Source organism: Kitasatospora sp. NPDC101108 (assembly GCF_055584725.1).
The window spans coordinates 191,732-211,235 of sequence record NZ_JBVJLM010000003.1; the positions used below are offsets into that span (position 1 = coordinate 191,732).

A 19,504-nucleotide genomic window follows, 5' to 3' on the forward strand; every position below is an offset into this window, starting at 1 on the left:
TGCCGGACGCCGTTGGGGGCTGTAACCTCCGTCACCCCCGCCGCTTCCGCCGCTCCCGCGACGGCCGTCACCCCCGCCGCGACGGGTCGCGCCGGCGGGGGTGCCGGAGGGTGACGGGCGACGGGGGTGACAGGGGTGGCGGGGCACACCCGGCGGCGGCCGCCGCCCTCAGCCGGTGCGGCGCAGCAGCGACATCCGCGAGCGGGTGAGCAGCGCGGCCAGGGCCGCCGCGAGCAGCGGCAGCACCACGACGGTGGCGGCGATGGTGGGCCAGGGCAGGACCACGGACGACTTGTCGGCGAGCTCCTCGGGGCTGAGGCCGGGGTAGTCGGCCGCGAGGCCCTGGACCTTGCGCAGGGCGACGGCCGGCAGGAGGCCGCAGACGACGCCGAGCAGGGTGCCCATGGCGGCGATGACGCCGCACTGGAAGCCGGACAGCGAGCGGCGGATGCGCGGTTCCGCGCCGACGGCGGCGAGGGTGGTGAGGTCGCGCTGGGAGTCGGCGGCGGCGAGTCCGGTGGCGATGCCGGCCGCGCCGAGGGCGACGAGTCCGGCGAAGCCGGCCAGGCCGAGGCCGATGAGTCCGGCCCTGGACTGGTAGCCGCGTTCGACGCTGAGGACGGTGTGGTCGGTGAGCTTGCCGAGGGCGCCGTCGGCCTTCTGCTGCTCGCTGTCGGAGGGCGCGGCCCCGGGGAGCCAGACCGAGCCGGCCGGCCGGGTGGTGAAGCCGAGCCGGGTGGCGGTGTCCGGGGTCACCACGATCTGCCCGGGGGCCGGCACCGCGGAGGGGGCGAGGACGGCGTCGACGGTGGTCTCGACGGTCCTGGGCTTGGCGCGGGTGCCGCCGGCGCCCGTGGTGGTGGGCTCGCTGAACCGCAGGACGACCTTGCCGTCCTTGAAGTAGCGCGGGTCGAAGACCACGGCCTTGCCGGCGGTGAGGGCCTGGCCGGCGGCCGGGTCGGTGACGCCGTACAGGTTGCGCAGCAGGGTGGCGTCGCCGGCGGTGAGGTCGCCGTACTGGCTGCCGCGCCGTTCGTGGATCTGGCAGCGCGGGTCGGTACTCATCGCGCGCTTGATCTCGTCGGGGCCGGCGGGGACGTCGCGGTCGAAGACCGGACAGCGCCGTTCCTTGGGCGGCAAGACCTCGACGTAGCCGCAGGAGTTGCCGTCCTGGCAGTCGCCCTTGTAGTCGACGTGGGAGACGTCGGCCCGGGGGCCGAGGCCGGAGATGCTGCGTTCGACGGTGTCGCGCATCTGCGGCAGCAGTTTGGTCTCGGGGCCGGTGCCGTAGCCGGTGCCGAGGATGACGGCGCCGGGCGGGCCGGCGGCGACGTACTCGCGGCGGTACTGCTCGTCGTAGCTGGCGATGTAGACGTTGACGGCGACGGAGCCGGCGACGGCGGCCATCACGGCGGCGACGGCGGGTGCGGTGCGGCCGCGGTGGCGGACGGAGTCGCGCAGGGCGAGCCGGGGGCCGAGCGAGAGCCAGCGGCCGAGCTTGCCGAACAGGCCGACCAGGTAGGGGGTGAGGGCGACCATGCCGAGTTCGGCGAGGAGCGAGCCGCCGAGGACGGCGAGGGTGCGGCTGGAGAAGCCGCTGGTCGCGCCGATGAGGGCGAGGGCGGCGCCGGCGAGGAGCATCAGCAGGCCGAGCAGGGCGAGTTTTCGGCTCGGCGGCTTGAGCGAGTCGCGGCCGGTGAGGGCGGAGACGACGTCCTGGCGGGAGGCCTGGACGGCGGGTACGACGGCGGCGAGCAGTCCGGTGACGAGGCCGACCAGGAGCACGCCGAGCAGGTCGAGCGGTTGGAGGTTGAAGTGGCCGAAGCGGGCGCCGGAGTACTCCTCGGCCCGGGTGCGCAGCAGGGCGACGAGGCCGATGCCGAGGGCGAGGCCGATGGCGGCGCCGGTGAGGCCGAGGACGACTCCGCCGCCGAGGACGACCGCGCGGACGTTGGCGCGGTCACCGCCCGCGGCGGCGAGCAGGCCGAGCTGGCGCCGTGAGCGTCGGGCCCCGACGGCGAAGGCGGGGCCCGCGAGGAGGACGATCTCCAGCAGGGCCATGCCGACGACGGTGGCGAGGATGACGACGTAGGTGCGGTCGAGCAGGGCGGTGCCGCTGTCGCTGCGGATCCGGTCCATCTCGACGTAGTAGGGGACGTCGGCGCGGGCCGGCGGGTCGAGGATGACGCTGCGGGAGGCCAGGACGAAGCCGTAGCCGTTGAGTTCGGTGACCTTCGCCCAGTCGAGGGTGGCGCCGGCGGGGAGCTTGACCAGCCAGCGGGTGGTGGAGGCGGTGCCGTGGCCGGAGGTCTCGGGGAGCTTTCCGATCAGGGTGCCGGGGCGGGCGATGAGTTCGGTGCCCTTGAGGTCGTCGGGGTGCTCGACGACGGCGGTGATGGTGAAGGGGGTGGATTCCAGGCCGCGGACGGTGGTGCGGTCGCCGATCCGCAGGCCGGAGCGGTTGAGGAACTCGCGGGTGACGGCGGCCTGTTGGTCGTTGGTGGGGGCGCTGCCCTCGACCACGTCGAGCCGGCCGTGCCAGACGGGGTCGGTCAGGTCGGCTTCGCCGGTGCGGGTGGTGAGCAGGCCCTCGGTGCTGCTGGCCGCGGTGTCCGGGCCTTGGGGTTCGGGCACCAGGGTGCTGCCGGGCGGCAGCAACTGCCGGGCGAGCAGGGCGGGTTCGGTGTCGCGGGAGCGCTGCTGCGCGGGGGTGTACTGCGGGGCGGCGCCGTCCTTGGCCTCGTACTTGGGGTCGAAGACCATGTAGGCCTGGTCACCCGGGTCGGGGGCCTGTTTGACGGAGGCTCCGCGCTCGACCATCTGGAGTTGGCCGTCGGCCCGGCCCATGGTCCGCACGACGCGTTCGGCGGGTTCGAGGGTGGCGCTGCGGAAGAACACGTCGGCGCCGGTGACGCCGAGGACGGGCAGCGCGACCATGGCGATCACCAGGGCGCTGCGGCCCTTGGCGCGCAGGGCGTCGCGGCGGGCGATGCGCAGGGCGAGCCGCCAGGCTCCGGGCTTCACTCGTCCACCTTCCTGCTGTTGGCGGCGGCGCTGACGAGGAGGCTGGCGGCGTCCTGGCTGACGGACTCGTCGACCATGCGGCCGTCGCGCAGGAAGACGACGCGGTCGGCCCAGGCGGCGTGGCGGGCTTCGTGGGTGACCATCATGGCGGCGGCGCCGGCGTCGCAGCGGGCGCGCAGGACGGCGAGGACGGCTTCGCCGGTGGTGGAGTCGAGGGCGCCGGTGGGTTCGTCGGCGAGGACGAGGCGGCGGTCGCCGATCAGGGCGCGGGCGATGGCGACGCGCTGCTGCTGGCCGCCGGACATGTCGTCGGGGAAGCGGTCGGCGAGTTCGGGGATGCCGAGTTCCTCCAGGGCGGCGAGGGCCTCGCGGCGGGCGGCGCGGGCGGAGACGCCGTCGAGTTCGCGGGGCAGTGAGATGTTCTCGGCGGCGGTGAGGGCCGGTATCAGGTTGTAGTCCTGGAAGACGTAGCCGATGGAGCGGCGGCGGACCTGGGCGAGCTTCTTGCGGGTGAGGGTGCCGAGGGCGACGCCTTCGACCAGGACCTGGCCGGTGGTCGGGGTGTCGAGGCCGCCGGCGAGGGTGAGCAGGGTGGACTTGCCGGAGCCGGAGGGGCCCATGACGGCGACGAACTCGCCGGGGTGGACCTTGAGGTCGACGCCGCGCAGGGCCTGGACCTCGGCGGCGCCCTGGCCGTGGACGCGGGTGACGTCCTCCAGGTGCAGTACCGGCGCCTGCCGGGACTGGTCGGTGTGGGACACGGTTCCCCCCTAGTACTGGGTGCGGGCCGGGCGTTCGGGACGCCGGGCCCTTGTGGATCGGGTGGTTGCCCGAGGGCCGGTCTCAGGCGCGGGTGCGGCGGCCGAGCCGGCCGGGCTTCTTGGCGGCGCCGTCGCGGGCGGCCTCGGCGGCGCGGGTCTGCTGGAGTTCGGCCTGCTGGGCGAGCCGGGTCTCGCAGTGGTCGAGCCAGCGGATCTCGGCCTCGGTCTGGAAGATCAGCTGGTCGAGGACGAGCAGCCAGGCGAGGTCGTTGCCCTCGGAGGGCACGGTGCCGGGTCCGGTTTCGCCGGCGAGGGCGCGGCCCTTGAGCCGGGTGTAGTCCTGGAGGGCCTTGATGCTGTGCCGGCGCTGGCCCTGGACGACGGCGGAGACGTCCACTCCGGGGACGGTCACGGCCATGGCGAGCTTGATCGCCAGTTCGTCGCGCGGGGGGCTGGTCCGGGGCACCGGGGTGTCGAACCAGGCGCGCAGTTCGGCGCGGCCGGCGTCGGTGACGGCGTAGAACTGGTGGCCCTCCTCGTCCTCTCCGGCGGCTTCGACCAGGCCGTCGCGTTCCAGCCGAGACAGCGTGGTGTAGACCTGTCCGACGTTGAGCGGCCAGGTGGCGCCGGTGCGCGCCTCGAACTCGGTGCGCAGTTGGTAGCCGTAGCGGGGGCCCTGGTCGAGCAGGGCGAGCAGACCGTGGCGGATGGACATACTCAGTATGTATACCCGGTATGCCCTGCGGCCTCAAGCCGCGCCCCCTCGGGTACCGTCGTGCGGTGTGAGCCAGTTGCGCATCGCCACCTTCAACCTGTTGCACGGTCAGCCGCTCGCCGCGGACGGCGCGCCGCGGCCCTACCCGGCCGACGCGGGGGCCCCGCTGGCCGAGGCGATCGCCGCGCTGGACGCCGACGTCCTGGCCCTGCAGGAGGTGGACCGGCACCAGCCGCGCTCGGGCGGCACCGACCAGGCGGCGGTGGCGGCCGGGGCGATGGGCGCGGGCGACTGGCGCTTCGCCGCCGCGCTGCACGGGCGCCCGGCGCCGGTGGCGGGCTGGGTGCCGGACCCGTCCGGGCCGAACGGCCTGCGGGTGTACGGGCCGGGCGAGGTCGGCGACGGCGCCCCGCCCTCGTACGGGACGGCGCTGCTGACCCGGCTGCCGGTGCGGCACTGGCGGGCCCGGCGCTTCGCGCCGGCGCCGTTCGGGCTGCCGCTGCGGGTGGCCGGGCGGCGGGGGCTGACCCCGGTGCCGGACGAGCCGCGGGCGGCGCTGGCGGCGGTGCTGGAGGGCGAGCGCGGACCGTTCACCGTGGTGGCCGCGCACCTGTCCTTCGTGCCGGGCTGGAACATGGCGCAGCTGGCCGGGATCCGGCGCTGGATCGCCGACCTGCCGCAGCCGCACCTGGTGCTGGGGGACTTCAACCTGGTGGGCGCGGTGCCGCGCACGGTGCTCGGCGGGGCGACGGCGCTGGAGCGCACGGCGCCGCGGGTGCGGGTGCGGGAGCTGCGGGCGGTCCGGCGGGCCAGGCGGGCGGCGGTGGAGCCGCGCCGGCGGCGGGTGCGCGAGCCGCGGACCCGGCTGCAGGGCTGGTACGACCTGGCGAGCACGCCGACCTATCCCTCGCACCGGCCGGCGGTGCAGTTCGACCACGTGCTGGCGGTGGGGGTGCCGCGCGCGGCGGTGGGTCCGGCGGCGGCGCCGCGCGCCGCGGTGTCGGACCACCGGCCGCTGCTGGTGCGGGTCTCGCTGTAGTCCCAGGCGGCCCCAGGTGGTTCCGGGGGTGGTTCCGGGCGGCCCGGGGGCGGTCCCGGGCGGTTCTAGTGGTTCGTCAGGACGCCCGCCTGCTCGGGCAGGTGGGCGATCGCGGGCGGGGTGGGGTCGTACTGCAGCAGCAGCATCGCCGCGTCGTCGCCGAGCTGGCGGCCGACGTGGCGCACCACGTCCTCGTGGAGGCGCTGGAGGACGTCGGCGGGGCGGCCGTCGGCGCACCGCGGGAAGCGGTCGGCGAGCGGGTAGAAGGCGCCGGAGCGGTCGCGGGCCTCGATCACCCCGTCGGTGAACAGCAGCACCCGGTCGTCGCCGTGCAGCGGGACCCGGTGCACCGGGGGGTGGACGTCGGCCGGGTCGAGGACGCCCAGCGGCGGTACGGTCTCGGCGAGTTCGAGCGGGCGGACCAGTCCGCCGCGCAGCAGCAGCGGCGAGGGGTGGCCGCAGTTGACGAGTTCGGCGGTGCCGTCGGGCCGCACCCCGATCAGGACGAGGGTGACGAACTCCTCCTCCACGCCGGGGTGGTCGTTCTCGTGCAGGGCGCGGTCGAGGCTGTCGGCCAGCCAGCCGGCCACCCGGTCGAGGGCGGGCTCCTGGTGGGCGGCCTCGCGGAAGGCGCCGAGGACGGCGGCGGCGGTCTCGACCGCGCCGAGGCCCTTGCCCCGCACGTCGCCGACCACGGCCCGGACTCCGTGCCGGGTGTTGACGACCTCGTACAGGTCGCCGCCGATGCGGGCGTGGGCGGCGGCGGCCTCGTAGTGGACGGCGGCGCGCACGCTGCCGACCCGTTCGGGGACGGGCCGCAGCAGCACCCGGCGGGCGATCGAGGCGACCAGCTGGGCGTCGGCCAAGGCGCGTTCCTGGCGCAGTCTCAGGGTGGCGCTGACCCAGCCGATCGTGGCGACCAGCAGGATCGCGATGACGCTGGCGGCGTGCACGGACTCGCCGAGCGTGTCACTGCGGAAGGCCATCAGGAACGCCGCCGCCTCGGTGCACAGGCCGATGGCGAGCGGGTACCAGGTGCGGTGGCTGACCACGGCGGCCAGCGCGGGCACCGCGGTGAGGGCGGGTTCGACCGTCACCCCGGTGCCGCTGAGGTGGTCGAGGGCGACGATCAGCGCCATGCCGATGAAGGGCAGCGCGAGCGCCGTCCTCGGCCAGGTGCCGGTCGTGCCCGGTGCGGGTCCCGGGGTCGGCCCGGTGAACCGCTCTCTGATCCATCCGGTCGCGCTCAACTTCGGTCTCTCCAGCAGAAGGCGCCGATGCCCGGGGGGCACCTGCGGTGATGACTGAGGGTCAGGGAATACGGGCCTCGCTGGCGGCCGGAGCACGGGGGTTGACCGGTTACCGACCCCACAATAGGCGCGAAACGTGCACGACGCACAGGTTTCGGGCGTCGACGTGATGACTTGGATGCTCTGCGTGACTCATTAGTCACTGTTCCCGATCAGGAGCCGTTCCAACTCTTTTCGGTCGGGAAGTCGTTCCGGACGCACGATCCGTCCGCTGCGGACGTACAGGAACGAAGCCGTGACCTGCTCGGGATCGACGCCCGCCTGCTCGGCCCAGGCGAGCCGGTAGACCGCGAGCTGCAGCGGGTCGGCGGTCTCCTCGCGGTGGGTCTTCCAGTCCACCACTTCGTAGCGTGACGCACCGCCGGATTCCGTCACCCCGTCACCGTCCCGGTAGACCGCGTCGATCCGGCCGCGCACCACCCGCCCCGCGAGCACCAGTTGGAACGGCGCCTCCACCCGGTGGGGCCTGCGCTGGGCGTACGGGGTGCGCAGGAACGCCTCCTTGAGCCGCTCCAGGTCCTGCTCGTCCTCGATGCCGTCGTCGTCGGCGCCGGGCAGCGCGTCGGGCTCGATCAGCAGCAGCGGCTCGATCCGGGACTGCACCCAGGCGTGGAAGCGGGTGCCGCGCCGGGCGGCGGGCTGCGGGGGGCGCGGCATCGGGCGGGCCAGGTCGCGGGCGAAGCCGTCGGGGTCGGCGGCCAGCCGCAGCAGCTGGGTGGCGGACAGCGCGGGCGGCAGCGGAACCTCCCGGGCGGTGCGCCGGGAGCGCTCCAACTCGCCCAGCAGCGCGGTGAGGTCGCGGTCCCAGGAGGCGACCTGGCGCTGGTCCTCGGCCGCCATCGGCTCCGGTTCGGGGGCGGGCGCTCCGGCCGCCCGGGCGCGCACCACCTCGGCGACCCGGCGGCGGGCGTGCTGGGCGGCCGGGTCCAGCGGCAGCGGCCAGGGGCGTTCGACGGCGGTGGCCAGCGCCGGGTTCACCGCGCCCTTCTCCGGCTGCTCGGCCCAGTGCTCGACCTCGCCGGCGCCGGGCCGCTCGCAGTGGGCGCGCAGCTGCTCCAGGAAGGCGGACGGGCCGCGGACGGTCTTCTGGCTCGGGCCCCACCAGTGCCCGGAGGCCAGCAGCAGGGAGCGGGGGCGGGTGAACGCGACGTAGCCCAGGCGCAGTTCCTCGGTGCCGGAGTGCTCGGCCAGCTCCTTCTTGAACGCCGCCATCGACTTGCCCGTCCAGCCGCCGCGCACGTCGGGCAGGGTGGCGGCGTCGCCGCGCAGGGCGTGCGGGAGCACCCGCTTGGTGCTGGTCCAGCGTTCGCGCGCGGTGCCGGACGGGAAGGCGCCCTTCACCAGGCCGGGGACGGCCACCACGTCCCACTCCAGGCCCTTGGACTTGTGCGCGGTGAGCACCTTCACGGTGTCCTCGCCGCCGGGCAGGCTGCTGTCCAGGCCGCGCTCGTACTCCTGGGCCGCCCGCAGGAAGCCGAGGAAGGCGGCCAGGCCCGGGTCGCCGTCCAGGTCGGCGAAGGAGGCGGCGACGTCCAGGAAGGCGTGCAGGGTCTCCCGGCGCCGGGCGGCCAGGGCCCGCGGGGAGGCGGCGAGCTCGACCTCCAGGCCGGTGACGGTCAGCACCCGGTGCAGCACGTCCATCAGCGGGTCGGCGAGCGAGCGGCGCAGCTCGCGCAGTTCGGCGGCGAGCCGGGCGAAGCGCACCCTGGCCTCGGCGGAGAACGGCAGGTCGTCCGGCTGGTCCCCCTGCTCACCGGTCGAGGAGGTCAGGAAGGTCTCCACCGCGTCGGCGAGCGACACCACCTCGGTCGGGTCGGCCTCGGCGACGGCCGCGGCCAGCGCCTCCACGCCCTCGGGGCGCTCGGTGCGCACCAGTTCGGCGGCCCGGCGGCCGAGCAGGGCGAGGTCGCGCGGGCCGATCCGCCAGCGCGGGCCGACCAGCAGGCGCACCAGGGCGGCATTGGCGGTCGGGTCCTGCAGCACCTCGCAGACCGCCACCAGGTCGGCCACCTCGGGCAGGTGCAGCAGCCCGCCGAGGCCCACCACCTCGACCGGCACCTCGCGGGCGACCAGCGCGGCGTGGATGTCCGGGAAGGCCGCGCCGCCCCGGCACAGCACGGCGATCCGGCCGGGCGCGGTGCCGGTGCGCACCAGGTGGGCGATCGAGTCGGCGAGCCAGTCGACCTCCTCGGCGTGGGTGGGCAGCAGCGCGGCCCGCACGTAGCCGTCCTGTTCGGCGCCGGGGGCCGGGCGCAGCGCCTCGACGCCCTCGTGCACGGCCCGCAGCGGGGCGGCGAGTTCGTTGGCGAAGGCGAGCAGGCGTCCGCCGCTGCGGCGGTTCTCGCTGAGCGCGTAGCGGTCGGCGGGGCGGCCGTCGGCCTTCGGGAAGTGCCGGGGGAAGTCGTCGAGGTTGGCGACGGAGGCGCCGCGCCAGCCGTAGATGGCCTGGCAGGGGTCGCCGACGGCGGTCACCGGGTGGCCGGTCCCGGTGCCGTCCGGGCCCGCGCCGAAGAGGCCGGCGAGCATGAGCCGCTGGGCGACGGAGGTGTCCTGGTACTCGTCGAGCAGGACGACCTTGAACTGGCCGCGCAGCAGGGCGCCGACCTCGGGGCGCTGCTGGGCGAGGCGGGCGGCGGCGGCTATCTGGTCGCCGAAGTCCATCAGTCCGGCGGCCTGCTTGCGGCGGCGGTAGTCCTCGACCAGGCGCAGCAGTTCCAGCCGGGCGCGGGCGGTGGCGGGGACGGCCCGCAGGTCGTCGTTGCTCAGCTTGACGGTGGCGAGGGTGTCGAGCAGTTCCTCGTCGTACGCGCGCAGCGCGGCGGGCTCGACCAGGTGCTCGGCGAGTTCGCCGTCCAGGGCGGTGAGGTCGGCGACCAGGTTGGTGAAGGTGCCGGTGAGGGCGGGGAAGGGGCCGCGGGCGGTGCGCAGCACCTTGGCGGCGAGCTGGAAGCGGGTGGCGTCGGCGAGCAGCCGCACGTCCGGTTCTATGCCGATGCGCAGGCCGTGTTCCTTGAGCAGGCGGCCGGCGAAGGCGTGGTAGGTGGAGATCTCGGGTTCGCCGAGGGGTTCGGCGTCGTCCCGGTCGGCGACTCCGGCGCGCAGCAGCGCGGTGCGGACGCGTTCGGCGAGTTCGCCGGCGGCCTTGTTGGTGAAGGTGAGGCCGAGCACCTCCTCGGGGCGTACGGCGCCGGAGCCGACCAGCCAGACGACCCGGGCGGCCATCACGGTGGTCTTGCCGGAGCCGGCGCCGGCCACGATGACGGCGGGGGCGAGGGGGGCGCCGATGGCCGCCATCTGTTCCCGGTTGAACGGGATGCCCAGCAGCTCCTTGAGCTGGTCGGGATGGCTGAGCACGGCGGTCACCCCGCAACGTTAACGGGCGGGACCGACGCTCCGGGCGCCCGGCGGGCGTGACCCCGGCTACTCCACCAGCTGGGCACCGTCGCGCTGGGCGGAGCAGCTGCGGCGGAACGCGCAGCGGTCGCAGCCGCCGCCGGTCTGCGGGACGAAGCGTTCGGCGAGGACCTTGCCGGCGGCCTCGGCGAGCAGGTTCTCGATCCACGGTTCGCCCTCGGGCGGCTCCTGCCGCTGCACCTTGGGGGCGTCCGGGGCGGCCTTGGCGGCGGCCTCGCGCAGGTGGACGAGTTCGGCGCCGCCGGTGGCCGGGGGCCGTTCGGTGAAGCCGGGGAGCTCGTTGAGGGCGCCGGCCCGGACGGCGAGCTGGTAGACGGCGAGCTGCTTGTGCTCGGGCAGCGACTTGTCGGTGGGGATCTGTTTGCCGGTCTTGAAGTCGACGACGTAGGCGCGTCCGGCGTGGTCCTTCTCGATCCGGTCCATGGAGCCGCGGATGCGCACCGAGACGCCGCCGACGTCGAGGGTGACGTCGAAGCCGTGCTCGGTGGCGACGAGGTCGCGGCCGCGTTCCAGGACGTGCCAGTTGAGGAAGCGCTCCAGGGCGGCGCGGGCCTCGGTCTTCTCCTGGTGGGACTTCCAGGGGGCGTCGAAGGCGAGGGCGTCCCAGACGGTGTCCAGGCGGGCCATGAGGACGGCGAGGTCGGCGGGGGTGCGGCCGGAGCCGACCTCGTCGGCGAGGGCGTGCACCACGTTGCCGAAGCCCTGGGCGGCGGTGCCGGCCCCGCGGGCCCTGACCTCCTTGTCCAGGAACCACTGCAGCGAGCAGTTCTCCAGCTGCTCCAGGCCGCTGCCGGACAGCCGTACGGGCGCGTCGGCGCTGCGCAGCGGCTCGGGGGCGGCGGTGGGGTCGTCCAGGCCCCACCAGCGGTCGGGGTGGGCGGCGGGCACCAGCGGCAGGCCGTCCTCGTCGGCGGCGCAGGCGAGGACGGCGAGGCGTTCGGCGGCGGCGCGGCGCAGTTCGGGCGAGCGGGCGGGGTCGACGGTGACGGCGCGCAGTTCGGCGACCAGGGCGGCGACCGAGAGGGGGCGGCGCGGGCGGTGGGTGATGTCCTCGACGGTGACGGGCGGGGTTCGGCGCACGGTCTTGCCGGTGCGCGGGTCGACGTCCTCGCGGTAGAGCTCGCGCAGGAAGCGGGAGGGTTCGTCGCCGTCGTCGGCGGGGGCCTTGACGGCGGTGACGATCAGCCGTTCCTTGGCGCGGGTGGCGGCGACGTAGAAGAGGCGGCGTTCCTCGCCGAGCAGGGCGGCCGGGGAGAGCGGTTCGGCGAGGCCGTCGCGGCCGATCCGGTCGGCCTCCAGCAGGGAGCCGCGGCGGCGCAGATCGGGCCAGAGGCCGTCCTGGACGCCGGCGACGACGACCAGGCGCCATTCCAGGCCCTTGGAGCGGTGGGCGGTCATCAGCCGTACCGCCTCGGGGCGGACGGTGCGGACGGTGAGGGTGTCGGCGGCGATGTCCTGGGCTTCGAGTTCGGCGAGCAGGTCGAGGGCGCTGCGGTGCCCGGTGACCTGTTCCTCGGCGCGGGCGGCGGTCTCGAACAGGGCGCACAGCGCGTCCAGGTCGCGGTCGGCGTTGCGGCCGGCGGCGCCGCCGCGCAGGGCGGCCCGCTCCAGGCGTTCGCGCCAGCGGCGGCTGCCGTCCCACAGTTCCCAGAGGGCCTCCTCGGCGGTGCAGCCGCCGGCCAGCAGTTCGCGGACCTTGCGCAGCAGCGTGCCCAGGTCGCGGGCGCGGCGGGCGATCGCCGGGTCGAGGGCGATCAGGCGTTCGGGTTCGGCGAGGGCCTCGCGGATCAGCTCGCCGGCCGGGCGCGGGGCGGCGGGGCGGTCTTCGACGCCCGCCGAGACGCCTGGGGAAGCGCTCGGGGAGGCGCCCGCCCGGGCGCCCGGGGAGCCGCTCGGGCGGGCGCGCAGGGCGGCCCGCTCCTCCTCGCGCAGGGCGCGGCCGAGGCGGCGCAGGTCGGAGCCGTCGAGGCCGCCGAGCGGGCCGGTCAGCAGGGTGTGGGCCAGGTCGGTGGTGAGCGGGTCGGGGGCGTCCGGGTCGCCCCGCTTGTCGCGGGCGGCCTGCTCGGCGCAGACCCGCAGGGCGAGCAGCAGCTGGGCGACGGCGGGTTCCTCGCGCAGCGGCAGGTCGTCGCCGTCGATCTCCAGCGGGACGCCGGCCGCGCCGAGGGCCCGGCGCACGCCGGGGATGGAGCGGGCGCCGGCCCGGACCAGGACGGCCATCTCGCCCCAGGGCACGCCGTCCTCCAGGTGGGCGCGGCGCAGCAGGTCGGCGATCGAGTCGAGTTCGGCGCCGGGGGTGGGGTAGGTGTAGACCTCGACCCGGCCGCCCTCGCGGGAGGGCAGCAGGGCGCGGTGCTGGGCGAGCTTGTCGGCGGGCAGCCGGCCCATCGGCATCCGGCGGGCGAGTTCGCGGGAGGCGGCGAGCAGGACGGCGCCGGAGCGGCGGGAGACCCGCAGCACCTTGACGTCGGCGGGGCTGCCGTCGGCCTGCCGGAAGGTCTGGGGGAAGTCGAGGATGCCGTTGATGTCGGCGCCGCGGAAGGCGTAGATCGACTGGTCGGGGTCGCCGACGGCCACCAGGTCGCGTCCGCCGCCGGCGAGCTGGCGCAGCAGCCGGACCTGGGAGGGGTCGGTGTCCTGGTACTCGTCGACGAAGACGACCTGGTAGCGCTCGCGGAGCCGTTCGCCGACCTCGGGGCGTTCGGCGAGCAGGACGGCGCGGTGGACGAGTTCGGCGTAGTCGAGGACGCCGCGCAGGTCGAGCACGTCGAGGTAGTCGGCGAGGAAGTGCGCGGCCGCGACCCAGTCGGGGCGCTGGACGCGGCGGGCGAAGCGTTCGAGTTCGGCCTCGCCGAGGCCGAGTTCGCGGCTGCGGGCGAGGACGGCGCGGACCTCGTCGGCGAAGCCGCGGGTGGTCAGGCAGGCGCGCAGGTCGAGCGGCCACTGGATGCGGGTGCCCGCGGCGGAGCCGCCGGTCGACTCCGCGCGCCTGGCGTCCTCGGCGCCGCCGGCCAGCAGTTCGCGGACCATGACGTCCTGTTCGGGGCCGGAGAGCAGCCGCAGCGGTTCGGCGTAGTCCTCCGGTTCCTGGTGGGCGCGCAGCAGGGCGTAGCAGAAGGAGTGGAAGGTGGTGGCCTGCGGGGCGGCGGCGGAGCCGCCGAGCCGGCCGGACATCCGGTCGCGCAGTTCCACGGCGGCCTTGCGGCTGAAGGTGAGGACGAGGATCCGCTCGGGGTCGGTGCCGTCCTGGATGCGGCGGGCGACCGCCTCGACGAGGGTGGTGGTCTTGCCCGTGCCCGGTCCGGCGAGGACGAGCAGCGGGCCGCCGGTGTGCTCGACCACGGCGCGCTGGTAGTCGTCCAGCACGGGCGGGTCGGGCTGGACGAGCGGGCTGCGCACGAGCCGGTAGGGGGAACTCACGAACAAGGTCCTGGGTGGAGCGGAGGGGCATGGCCGGGGCGGGCCCGTCGGGGCCCGCCCGCATCGAGCCTACGATCCTGCCCCGTCAATCACGTCGGCGCGCGGGGTTCGGTGAAATCTCCTCGCCGTCCCAGCGGGCCCGCCCCAGGTCCACCCGGGGCGGGTCGGCGAGTTCGCGCAGCGGGGTGCCCTCCTCGCCGTAGTGGGCGAGGGCGCGGTGTTCGTGCCCGGGCAGGAGGCGGCCGTCGGCGCGGACGACCCGCCACCAGGGCACCGAGCCGCCGTACAGGGCCATCACCCGCCCGACCTGCCGGGGGCCGCCCTGGCCGAGGTACTCGGCGACGTCGCCGTAGGTCATCACCCTGCCGGGTGGAATCCGCTCGGTCAGGTCGAGCACCAGTTCGGCGAACGGTGGTAGGGCGCCCGGGACGCCGTCGTCTGTTACGTCCGTCACCTGCGGCATTCTTCCTTACAGGGACGTGTGCGCGGCCCCGTACGAACAACCCGCCGCGCCCGATCCGGCCCCTGTCCAGCACGGGGGGCCGGGGCATGCCACCATCTTCGGGGCGGTGAGTGGTGATACGAGGACAAGACCAGATGACCGGGACGGCTGACGTGGGCGTGGACAGGGACTCCGACGAGTCCGGCTCCGCCGTGCCTCCGGCTCCCGGTGACGAGTCCGAAGGGCGGCCCGGGGACGGGCCGACGCCGGAAGTCTCCCTGATCAAGGACCTGACGATCAAGACCCCCACGCCCGAGAAGGCCCCCGAGTCCCAGCCGCAGCCCCCCGCCGCGCCGCCCGCCCCGCGGACCGAGTACCACGACCCGCTGGACGACGCCCCGCACCTGGACGTCGACGAGCCGCTGCTCGCCGCCCGCGCGCACCGCCCGTCCGACCTGATCCGCTTCCTGGCCGGAGTCCTCGGGATAGTCGCCGTCTTCGTCCTGGCCGGCATCGCCACCTCGACGACCACCGGCATCGAGCAGGACATCGCCACCAACGCGCCGCACTTCTCGGCGGTGCTGTCCACCATCACCGGCCTGGTCTCCAGCGTCGCGGTGCTCGCCGTGCCGCTGGCCTTCGCGGTCGAGCGGCTGATCAAACGCGACGGCCTGCGGGTCGCCGACGGCGTGCTCGCCTCGGTGCTCGCCTACGGCGTCTCGCTGGGCATCGACTGGTGGGTGGCCGAGGGCGCCTCCATGCACATCCGGGACGCGCTGACCCGGCTGCCGCTGGACAGCAACAGCACCCTCACCGACCCGGTGCACGGCTACCTCGCCCCGGTGATCGCCTACATGACCGCCGTCGGCATGACGAGCAGACCGCGCTGGCGGGTGGCCCTGTGGGTGGTGGTGGTCTTCAGCGGGGTCACCGAGCTGCTCGGCGGCTACACCACCCCGCTGTCGCTGATGCTCACCGTGCTGATCGGCTGGTCCGTCGCGTACGGCACCCTGTACGCGATCGGCTCCCCCAACATCCGGCCCACCGGCCAGCACCTGATGATCGGCCTGCGCAAGGTCGGCTTCACCCCGGACGCCGCCCACCGCGCCCCGGACGCCCCCGGCGGCACCCGGCGCTACTACGTCACCCAGCAGGACGGCCCGCCGCTGGACGTCCACATCATCGACCGCGAGCAGCAGGCCTCCGGCTTCTTCTACCGGGCCTGGCGGCGGCTGCGACTGCGCTCGGTCGCGGTGCGCCGCAGCCCCCAGTCGCTGCGCCAGGCGCTGGAGCAGGAGGCCCTGATCGCGTACGCGGCGGCCGCCTCGGGCGCCCACGCGCCGCAGCTGGTGGCCACCTCGGAGCTGGGCCCGGACGCCGCGATCCTGGTGTACGAGAACGTCGAGGGCCGGACCCTCGACGAGCTCGCCGACGAGGAGGTCACCGACCTGGTGATGGCCTCGCTGTGGCGCTCGGTGGCGGCCCTGCACGAGCGCCGGATCGCCCACCGCCGGCTGACCGGCGAGTCGCTGCTCGTGGTGGACGAAAAGGCGGCCTGCCTGGTCAACCTCTCCGGCGGGGACATCGCCGCCACCGACCTGACGCTGCGCATCGACGTCGCCCAGCTGCTGACCACCTTCGCGCTGCGGATCGGCCCCGAGCGGGCCGTCGCCACCGCCAACGCGGTGCTCGGCGCGGACCGGGTCGCCCAGGCGCTGCCGCTGCTCCAGCCGGTCGGGATGAGCCGCTCCACCCGGATCGACCTCGCCAAGCTCACCAAGGAGCGCAAGGCCGCCGCCCGAGCCAGGGCCCTGGAGCAGGTCGCGGCCGGCGAGCGCACCCAGGAGCAGGCCGAGGAGGACATCGCGGCGGCCGGCGAGGACCTGCTCAGCCGCATCCGCGGCCAGATCCTGCAGATCGCCCCCGAGGCGCCGATGGAGCCGGCCAAGCTGGAGCGGCTGAAGCCGAAGAGCCTGATCATGGTGATCGCGCTCACCTTCGCCGCCTACCTGGCGCTGACCACCATCAAGCCCGCCCAGCTCAAGCTCTCCCAGATGAACTGGGCCTGGGCGGCGGCGGCCCTGCTGGCGGCCGCGTTCAGCTACGTCGCCGCCGCGATGAGCCTGACCGGCTTCGTCCCCGAGCGGCTGCCGTTCCGGCGCACCGTCGCGGCCCAGCTGGCCGGCTCCTTCGTGAAGCTGGTCGCCCCCGCCGCGATCGGCGGCATCGCGCTCAACACCCGCTACCTGCAGAAGGCCGGCATCCGCTCCGGCCAGGCGGTCGCCTCGGTCGGCGCCTCCCAGCTGGCGGGCCTGGCCGGGCACCTGCTGCTGCTGTTCAGCTTCGGCCTGATCACCGGCAGCCAGACCAACGGCGACCTCTCCGCCTCCCGGGCGGTGATCATCGGGGTGCTGACCGCCGCGGTGCTCGCCCTGGTGGTGGCCGCGGTCGCACCGCTGCGCCGCTTCGTCCTGGGCCGGCTGCGCTCGCTGTTCTTCGGCGTGGTGCCGCGCATGCTCGACCTGATGCAGACGCCCAGCAAGCTGGTCACCGGCTTCGGCGGCATCCTGCTGCTGACCCTCTCCTTCACCGCCTGCCTGGACTTCTCGGTGCAGGCCTTCGGCGGCGACGTCAGCTTCTCGGCCGTCGCGGTGGTCTTCCTGACCGCCAACGCGGCCGGCTCGGCGATCCCCACCCCGGGCGGCATCGGCCCGGTCGAGGTCGCCCTGATCGGCGCGCTGACCGTCGCGGACGTCTCCCCCGCGGTCGCCACCCCGGCGGTCTTCCTCTACCGGGCGCTGACCTTCTGGCTGCCGGTGCTGCCGGGCTGGATCGCCTACAACGTGCTGCAGCGCAGGCACGCGCTCTGAGCCCCGTGCCGGCACGGGGGTCGAACGGAGGAGGGCCCCACCGCCGAGCGGTGGGGCCCTCCTCCGTGCAACGGTCGCCTAGTAGACCGGCTTGTGCGGCTCGATCTGGTTCACCCAGCCGAGCACGCCGCCGCCCAGGTGGACGGCGTTGGCGAAGCCCGCGGCCTTGACCACGGCCAGCACCTCGGCCGAGCGCACGCCCGACTTGCAGTGCAGCACGATCTTCTTGTCGTGCGGCAGCTTCTCCAGGGCGTCGCCCATGAGGAACTCGTTCTTCGGGATCAGCACCGCACCGGGGATGTTGACGATCTCGTACTCACCGGGCTCGCGGACGTCGATGAGGTAGATGTCCTCCTCGTCGTCCTGCCACTGCTTGAGCTGCTGCGAGGTGACGGTCGACCCGGCGGCGGCGGCCTGCGCCTCCTCCGACACGACGCCGCAGAAGGCCTCGTAGTCGATCAGCTCGGTGACCGTCGGGTTCTCGCCGCAGACGGCGCAGTTCGGGTCCTTGCGGACCTTCACCTGGCGGTAGTTCATCTCCAGGGCGTCGTAGATCATCAGCCGGCCGACCAGCGGGTCGCCGATGCCGGCCAGCAGCTTGATCGCCTCGTTCACCTGGATCGAGCCGATGGACGCGCACAGCACGCCCAGCACGCCGCCCTCGGCGCAGGAGGGCACCATGCCCGGCGGCGGGGCCTCCGGGTAGAGGCAGCGGTAGCAGGGGCCGTGCTCGGCCCAGAACACGCTGGCCTGACCGTCGAAGCGGTAGATCGAGCCCCACACGTACGGCTTGCCGAGCAGCACCGCGGCGTCGTTCACCAGGTAGCGGGTGGCGAAGTTGTCGGTGCCGTCCACGATCAGGTCGTAGCCGGAGAAGATCTCCATCACGTTCGAGTTGTCGAGGCGCTCCTCGTGCAGCACCACGTCGACGTAGGGGTTGATCTCCTTGACCGAGTCGCGGGCCGACTCCGCCTTGGAGCGGCCGACGTCCGACTGGCCGTGGATGACCTGGCGCTGCAGGTTCGACTCGTCGACCACGTCGAACTCGACGATGCCCAGCGTGCCGACACCGGCGGCGGCCAGGTACAGCAGCGCGGGCGAGCCCAGGCCACCGGCGCCGACGCACAGCACCTTGGCGTTCTTCAGCCGCTTCTGCCCGGCCATCCCGACGTCCGGGATGATCAGGTGGCGGGAGTACCTGCGGACCTCGTCAACGGTGAGCTCGTCGGCCGGCTCGACCAGGGGTGGCAACGACACGGGGACTCCGATGGGTGTCTTGTTCAGGTGGCCAAGGGCCAGCCTCGGACGGGGTTGAAGCTCCGCCACGCGGGTGGCTCTCTGGGCCAACAGTGTCACGCCCCTCCGGTATTCCGAGACAGCCCGTCCGAAGGGCGAGACGGGCCGCGCCGGATCGTGGAACCGGCCGCCGGGCCGCTCAGGGCGCCCCCGGGCCCGGTGTTTCCGGGGCCCGGGGCGCCACCGGGCGGCGACCGGCCGGCCTCAGACCCGGCAGGCCGTCTCCAGCCAGACGTCGCCGAGCGACTCCTCCAGCGGCACCTGTGTCCGCCAGCCGAGACGGTCCCGGGCGGTGCGCACGTCCGCCTGCCGCCACGGCACCGGCTCGCCCGGGGCGGGCCGGCCGTCCGGGCGCCGCTCCTCCGCCCGGTGGCCCGGCAGGTACTGCCCCGACTGGTGACCGTGGCCCGGCAGGTGGTCGCCGCCCTGCCCGCCGACCTGCGCGGGCAGCAGGACCTGCCGGTTCTCCTCCACGATCGACCCCTCGAAGCCCGACGCCCGGACCAGCAGCTGGGCCGCGTCCCGGGCCCGCACGGCGTGCCCGCTGCCCACGTTGATCACCCCGGTCGCGGCCGAGACCGCCGCCGCCTGGATCGCCCGCGCGACGTCCCGCACGTCCACGAAATCCCGGTATCCGGACAGGTCCGGCATCCGCACCTGGTTCTCGTCCCGCTCCAGCGCCCGCCGCAGGCCCTCCGCGAGCCGCCCGAACAGCGAGGCCGTCGGCGCCCCCGGGCCCACCACGTCGAACACCCGCAGCACCGCCGCGTCCAGCCCGGAGGCCAGCACCAGCTCCGTCCCGGCCAGCTTGGACACCCCGTACGGGCCGACCGGCCGCGGCTCGGCCTGCTCGGACACCGGCACCCCGCCGGGGACCGGCCCGTACTCGGCGGCCGAGCCGACGTGCACCAGCCGGGCCGGCTCCCGGCTGCGCCGGATCGCCTCGCAGACCGTCGCGACGGCCAGCGTGTTCGACCGGATCAGGGTCCGCGAGCTGCCGTAGGTGGCGCCCGCGCAGTTGATCACCACCTGCGGCGCGACCGCGTCCAGGAAGCGGGCCAGCGCGCCCGGGCTCCCGGTGGTCAGGTCGAAGCGGATGTCGGCCGAGTCGCGCCGGCCGAGCACCGCCACCTGCAACTCCTGGTCCATCAGCAGACGATCGGTCACCCGGCGGCCGATGAAGCCGTCGGCGCCCAGCAGCAGCACCCTCATC

The 19,504-nt window shown here is 74.8% G+C and carries 11 protein-coding genes; 2 read left to right on the top strand and 9 right to left on the bottom strand.

The features are described from left to right. Nucleotides 1-168: 168 nt before the first annotated feature. The 3 genes from ACZ6Z8_RS09190 to ACZ6Z8_RS09200 form a co-directional block, all read right to left on the bottom strand. On the bottom strand, nt 169-3,024 hold the full coding sequence (locus ACZ6Z8_RS09190; protein WP_465607759.1) for an FtsX-like permease family protein: 2,856 nt from the start codon (nt 3,022-3,024) through the stop codon (nt 169-171). After that, the gene (locus ACZ6Z8_RS09195; RefSeq protein ID WP_465607761.1) at nt 3,021-3,785 is read right to left on the bottom strand and encodes an ABC transporter ATP-binding protein; all 765 of its coding nucleotides are present in this window, start codon (nt 3,783-3,785) and stop codon (nt 3,021-3,023) included. The genes ACZ6Z8_RS09190 and ACZ6Z8_RS09195 overlap by 4 nt, the downstream gene beginning before the upstream one ends. Before the next feature lie 82 nt (nt 3,786-3,867). Then, nucleotides 3,868-4,500: a PadR family transcriptional regulator gene (locus tag ACZ6Z8_RS09200; RefSeq protein WP_465607763.1), complete on the bottom strand. Its 633-nt coding sequence runs from the start codon at nt 4,498-4,500 to the stop codon at nt 3,868-3,870. 67 nt (nt 4,501-4,567) lie between these two features. Between ACZ6Z8_RS09200 and ACZ6Z8_RS09205 the strand changes: the two genes are divergently transcribed. Further along, nucleotides 4,568-5,539, top strand: coding sequence for an endonuclease/exonuclease/phosphatase family protein (locus ACZ6Z8_RS09205; protein ID WP_465607765.1), 972 nt, complete (start codon nt 4,568-4,570; stop codon nt 5,537-5,539). Between the two features lie 65 nt (nt 5,540-5,604). On the opposite strand, the gene ACZ6Z8_RS09210 is transcribed toward ACZ6Z8_RS09205, so the two are convergent. The 4 genes from ACZ6Z8_RS09210 to ACZ6Z8_RS09225 all read right to left on the bottom strand — a co-directional run bounded on the left by ACZ6Z8_RS09210 (nt 5,605) and on the right by ACZ6Z8_RS09225 (nt 14,146). Next, nucleotides 5,605-6,789 (bottom strand): PP2C family protein-serine/threonine phosphatase, encoded by a 1,185-nt coding sequence (locus ACZ6Z8_RS09210; RefSeq protein WP_465607767.1) that lies wholly within the window; start codon nt 6,787-6,789, stop codon nt 5,605-5,607. Nucleotides 6,790-6,984: 195 nt separating this feature from the next. Next, nucleotides 6,985-10,212: a UvrD-helicase domain-containing protein gene (locus tag ACZ6Z8_RS09215; protein WP_465607769.1), complete on the bottom strand. Its 3,228-nt coding sequence runs from the start codon at nt 10,210-10,212 to the stop codon at nt 6,985-6,987. A 57-nt stretch (nt 10,213-10,269) separates the two neighbouring features. Continuing rightward, nucleotides 10,270-13,683: an ATP-dependent helicase gene (locus tag ACZ6Z8_RS09220; RefSeq protein WP_465607771.1), complete on the bottom strand. Its 3,414-nt coding sequence runs from the start codon at nt 13,681-13,683 to the stop codon at nt 10,270-10,272. 85 nt (nt 13,684-13,768) lie between these two features. Then, nucleotides 13,769-14,146: an MGMT family protein gene (locus ACZ6Z8_RS09225; RefSeq protein ID WP_465607773.1), complete on the bottom strand. Its 378-nt coding sequence runs from the start codon at nt 14,144-14,146 to the stop codon at nt 13,769-13,771. A gap of 134 nt (nt 14,147-14,280) precedes the next feature. Between ACZ6Z8_RS09225 and ACZ6Z8_RS09230 the strand changes: the two genes are divergently transcribed. Then, entirely contained in the window at nt 14,281-16,995 is a 2,715-nt protein-coding gene (locus ACZ6Z8_RS09230) for a flippase-like domain-containing protein (protein ID WP_465607774.1), read from the top strand. 78 nt (nt 16,996-17,073) lie between these two features. Here ACZ6Z8_RS09230 and moeZ read toward each other — a convergent pair whose 3' ends face one another. After that, nucleotides 17,074-18,252: an adenylyltransferase/sulfurtransferase MoeZ gene (moeZ, locus tag ACZ6Z8_RS09235; protein ID WP_465607776.1), complete on the bottom strand. Its 1,179-nt coding sequence runs from the start codon at nt 18,250-18,252 to the stop codon at nt 17,074-17,076. A 243-nt stretch (nt 18,253-18,495) separates the two neighbouring features. After that, on the bottom strand, nt 18,496-19,503 hold the full coding sequence (locus ACZ6Z8_RS09240) for an NAD-dependent epimerase/dehydratase family protein (RefSeq protein ID WP_465607778.1): 1,008 nt from the start codon (nt 19,501-19,503) through the stop codon (nt 18,496-18,498). Nucleotide 19,504 lies beyond the last annotated feature (1 nt).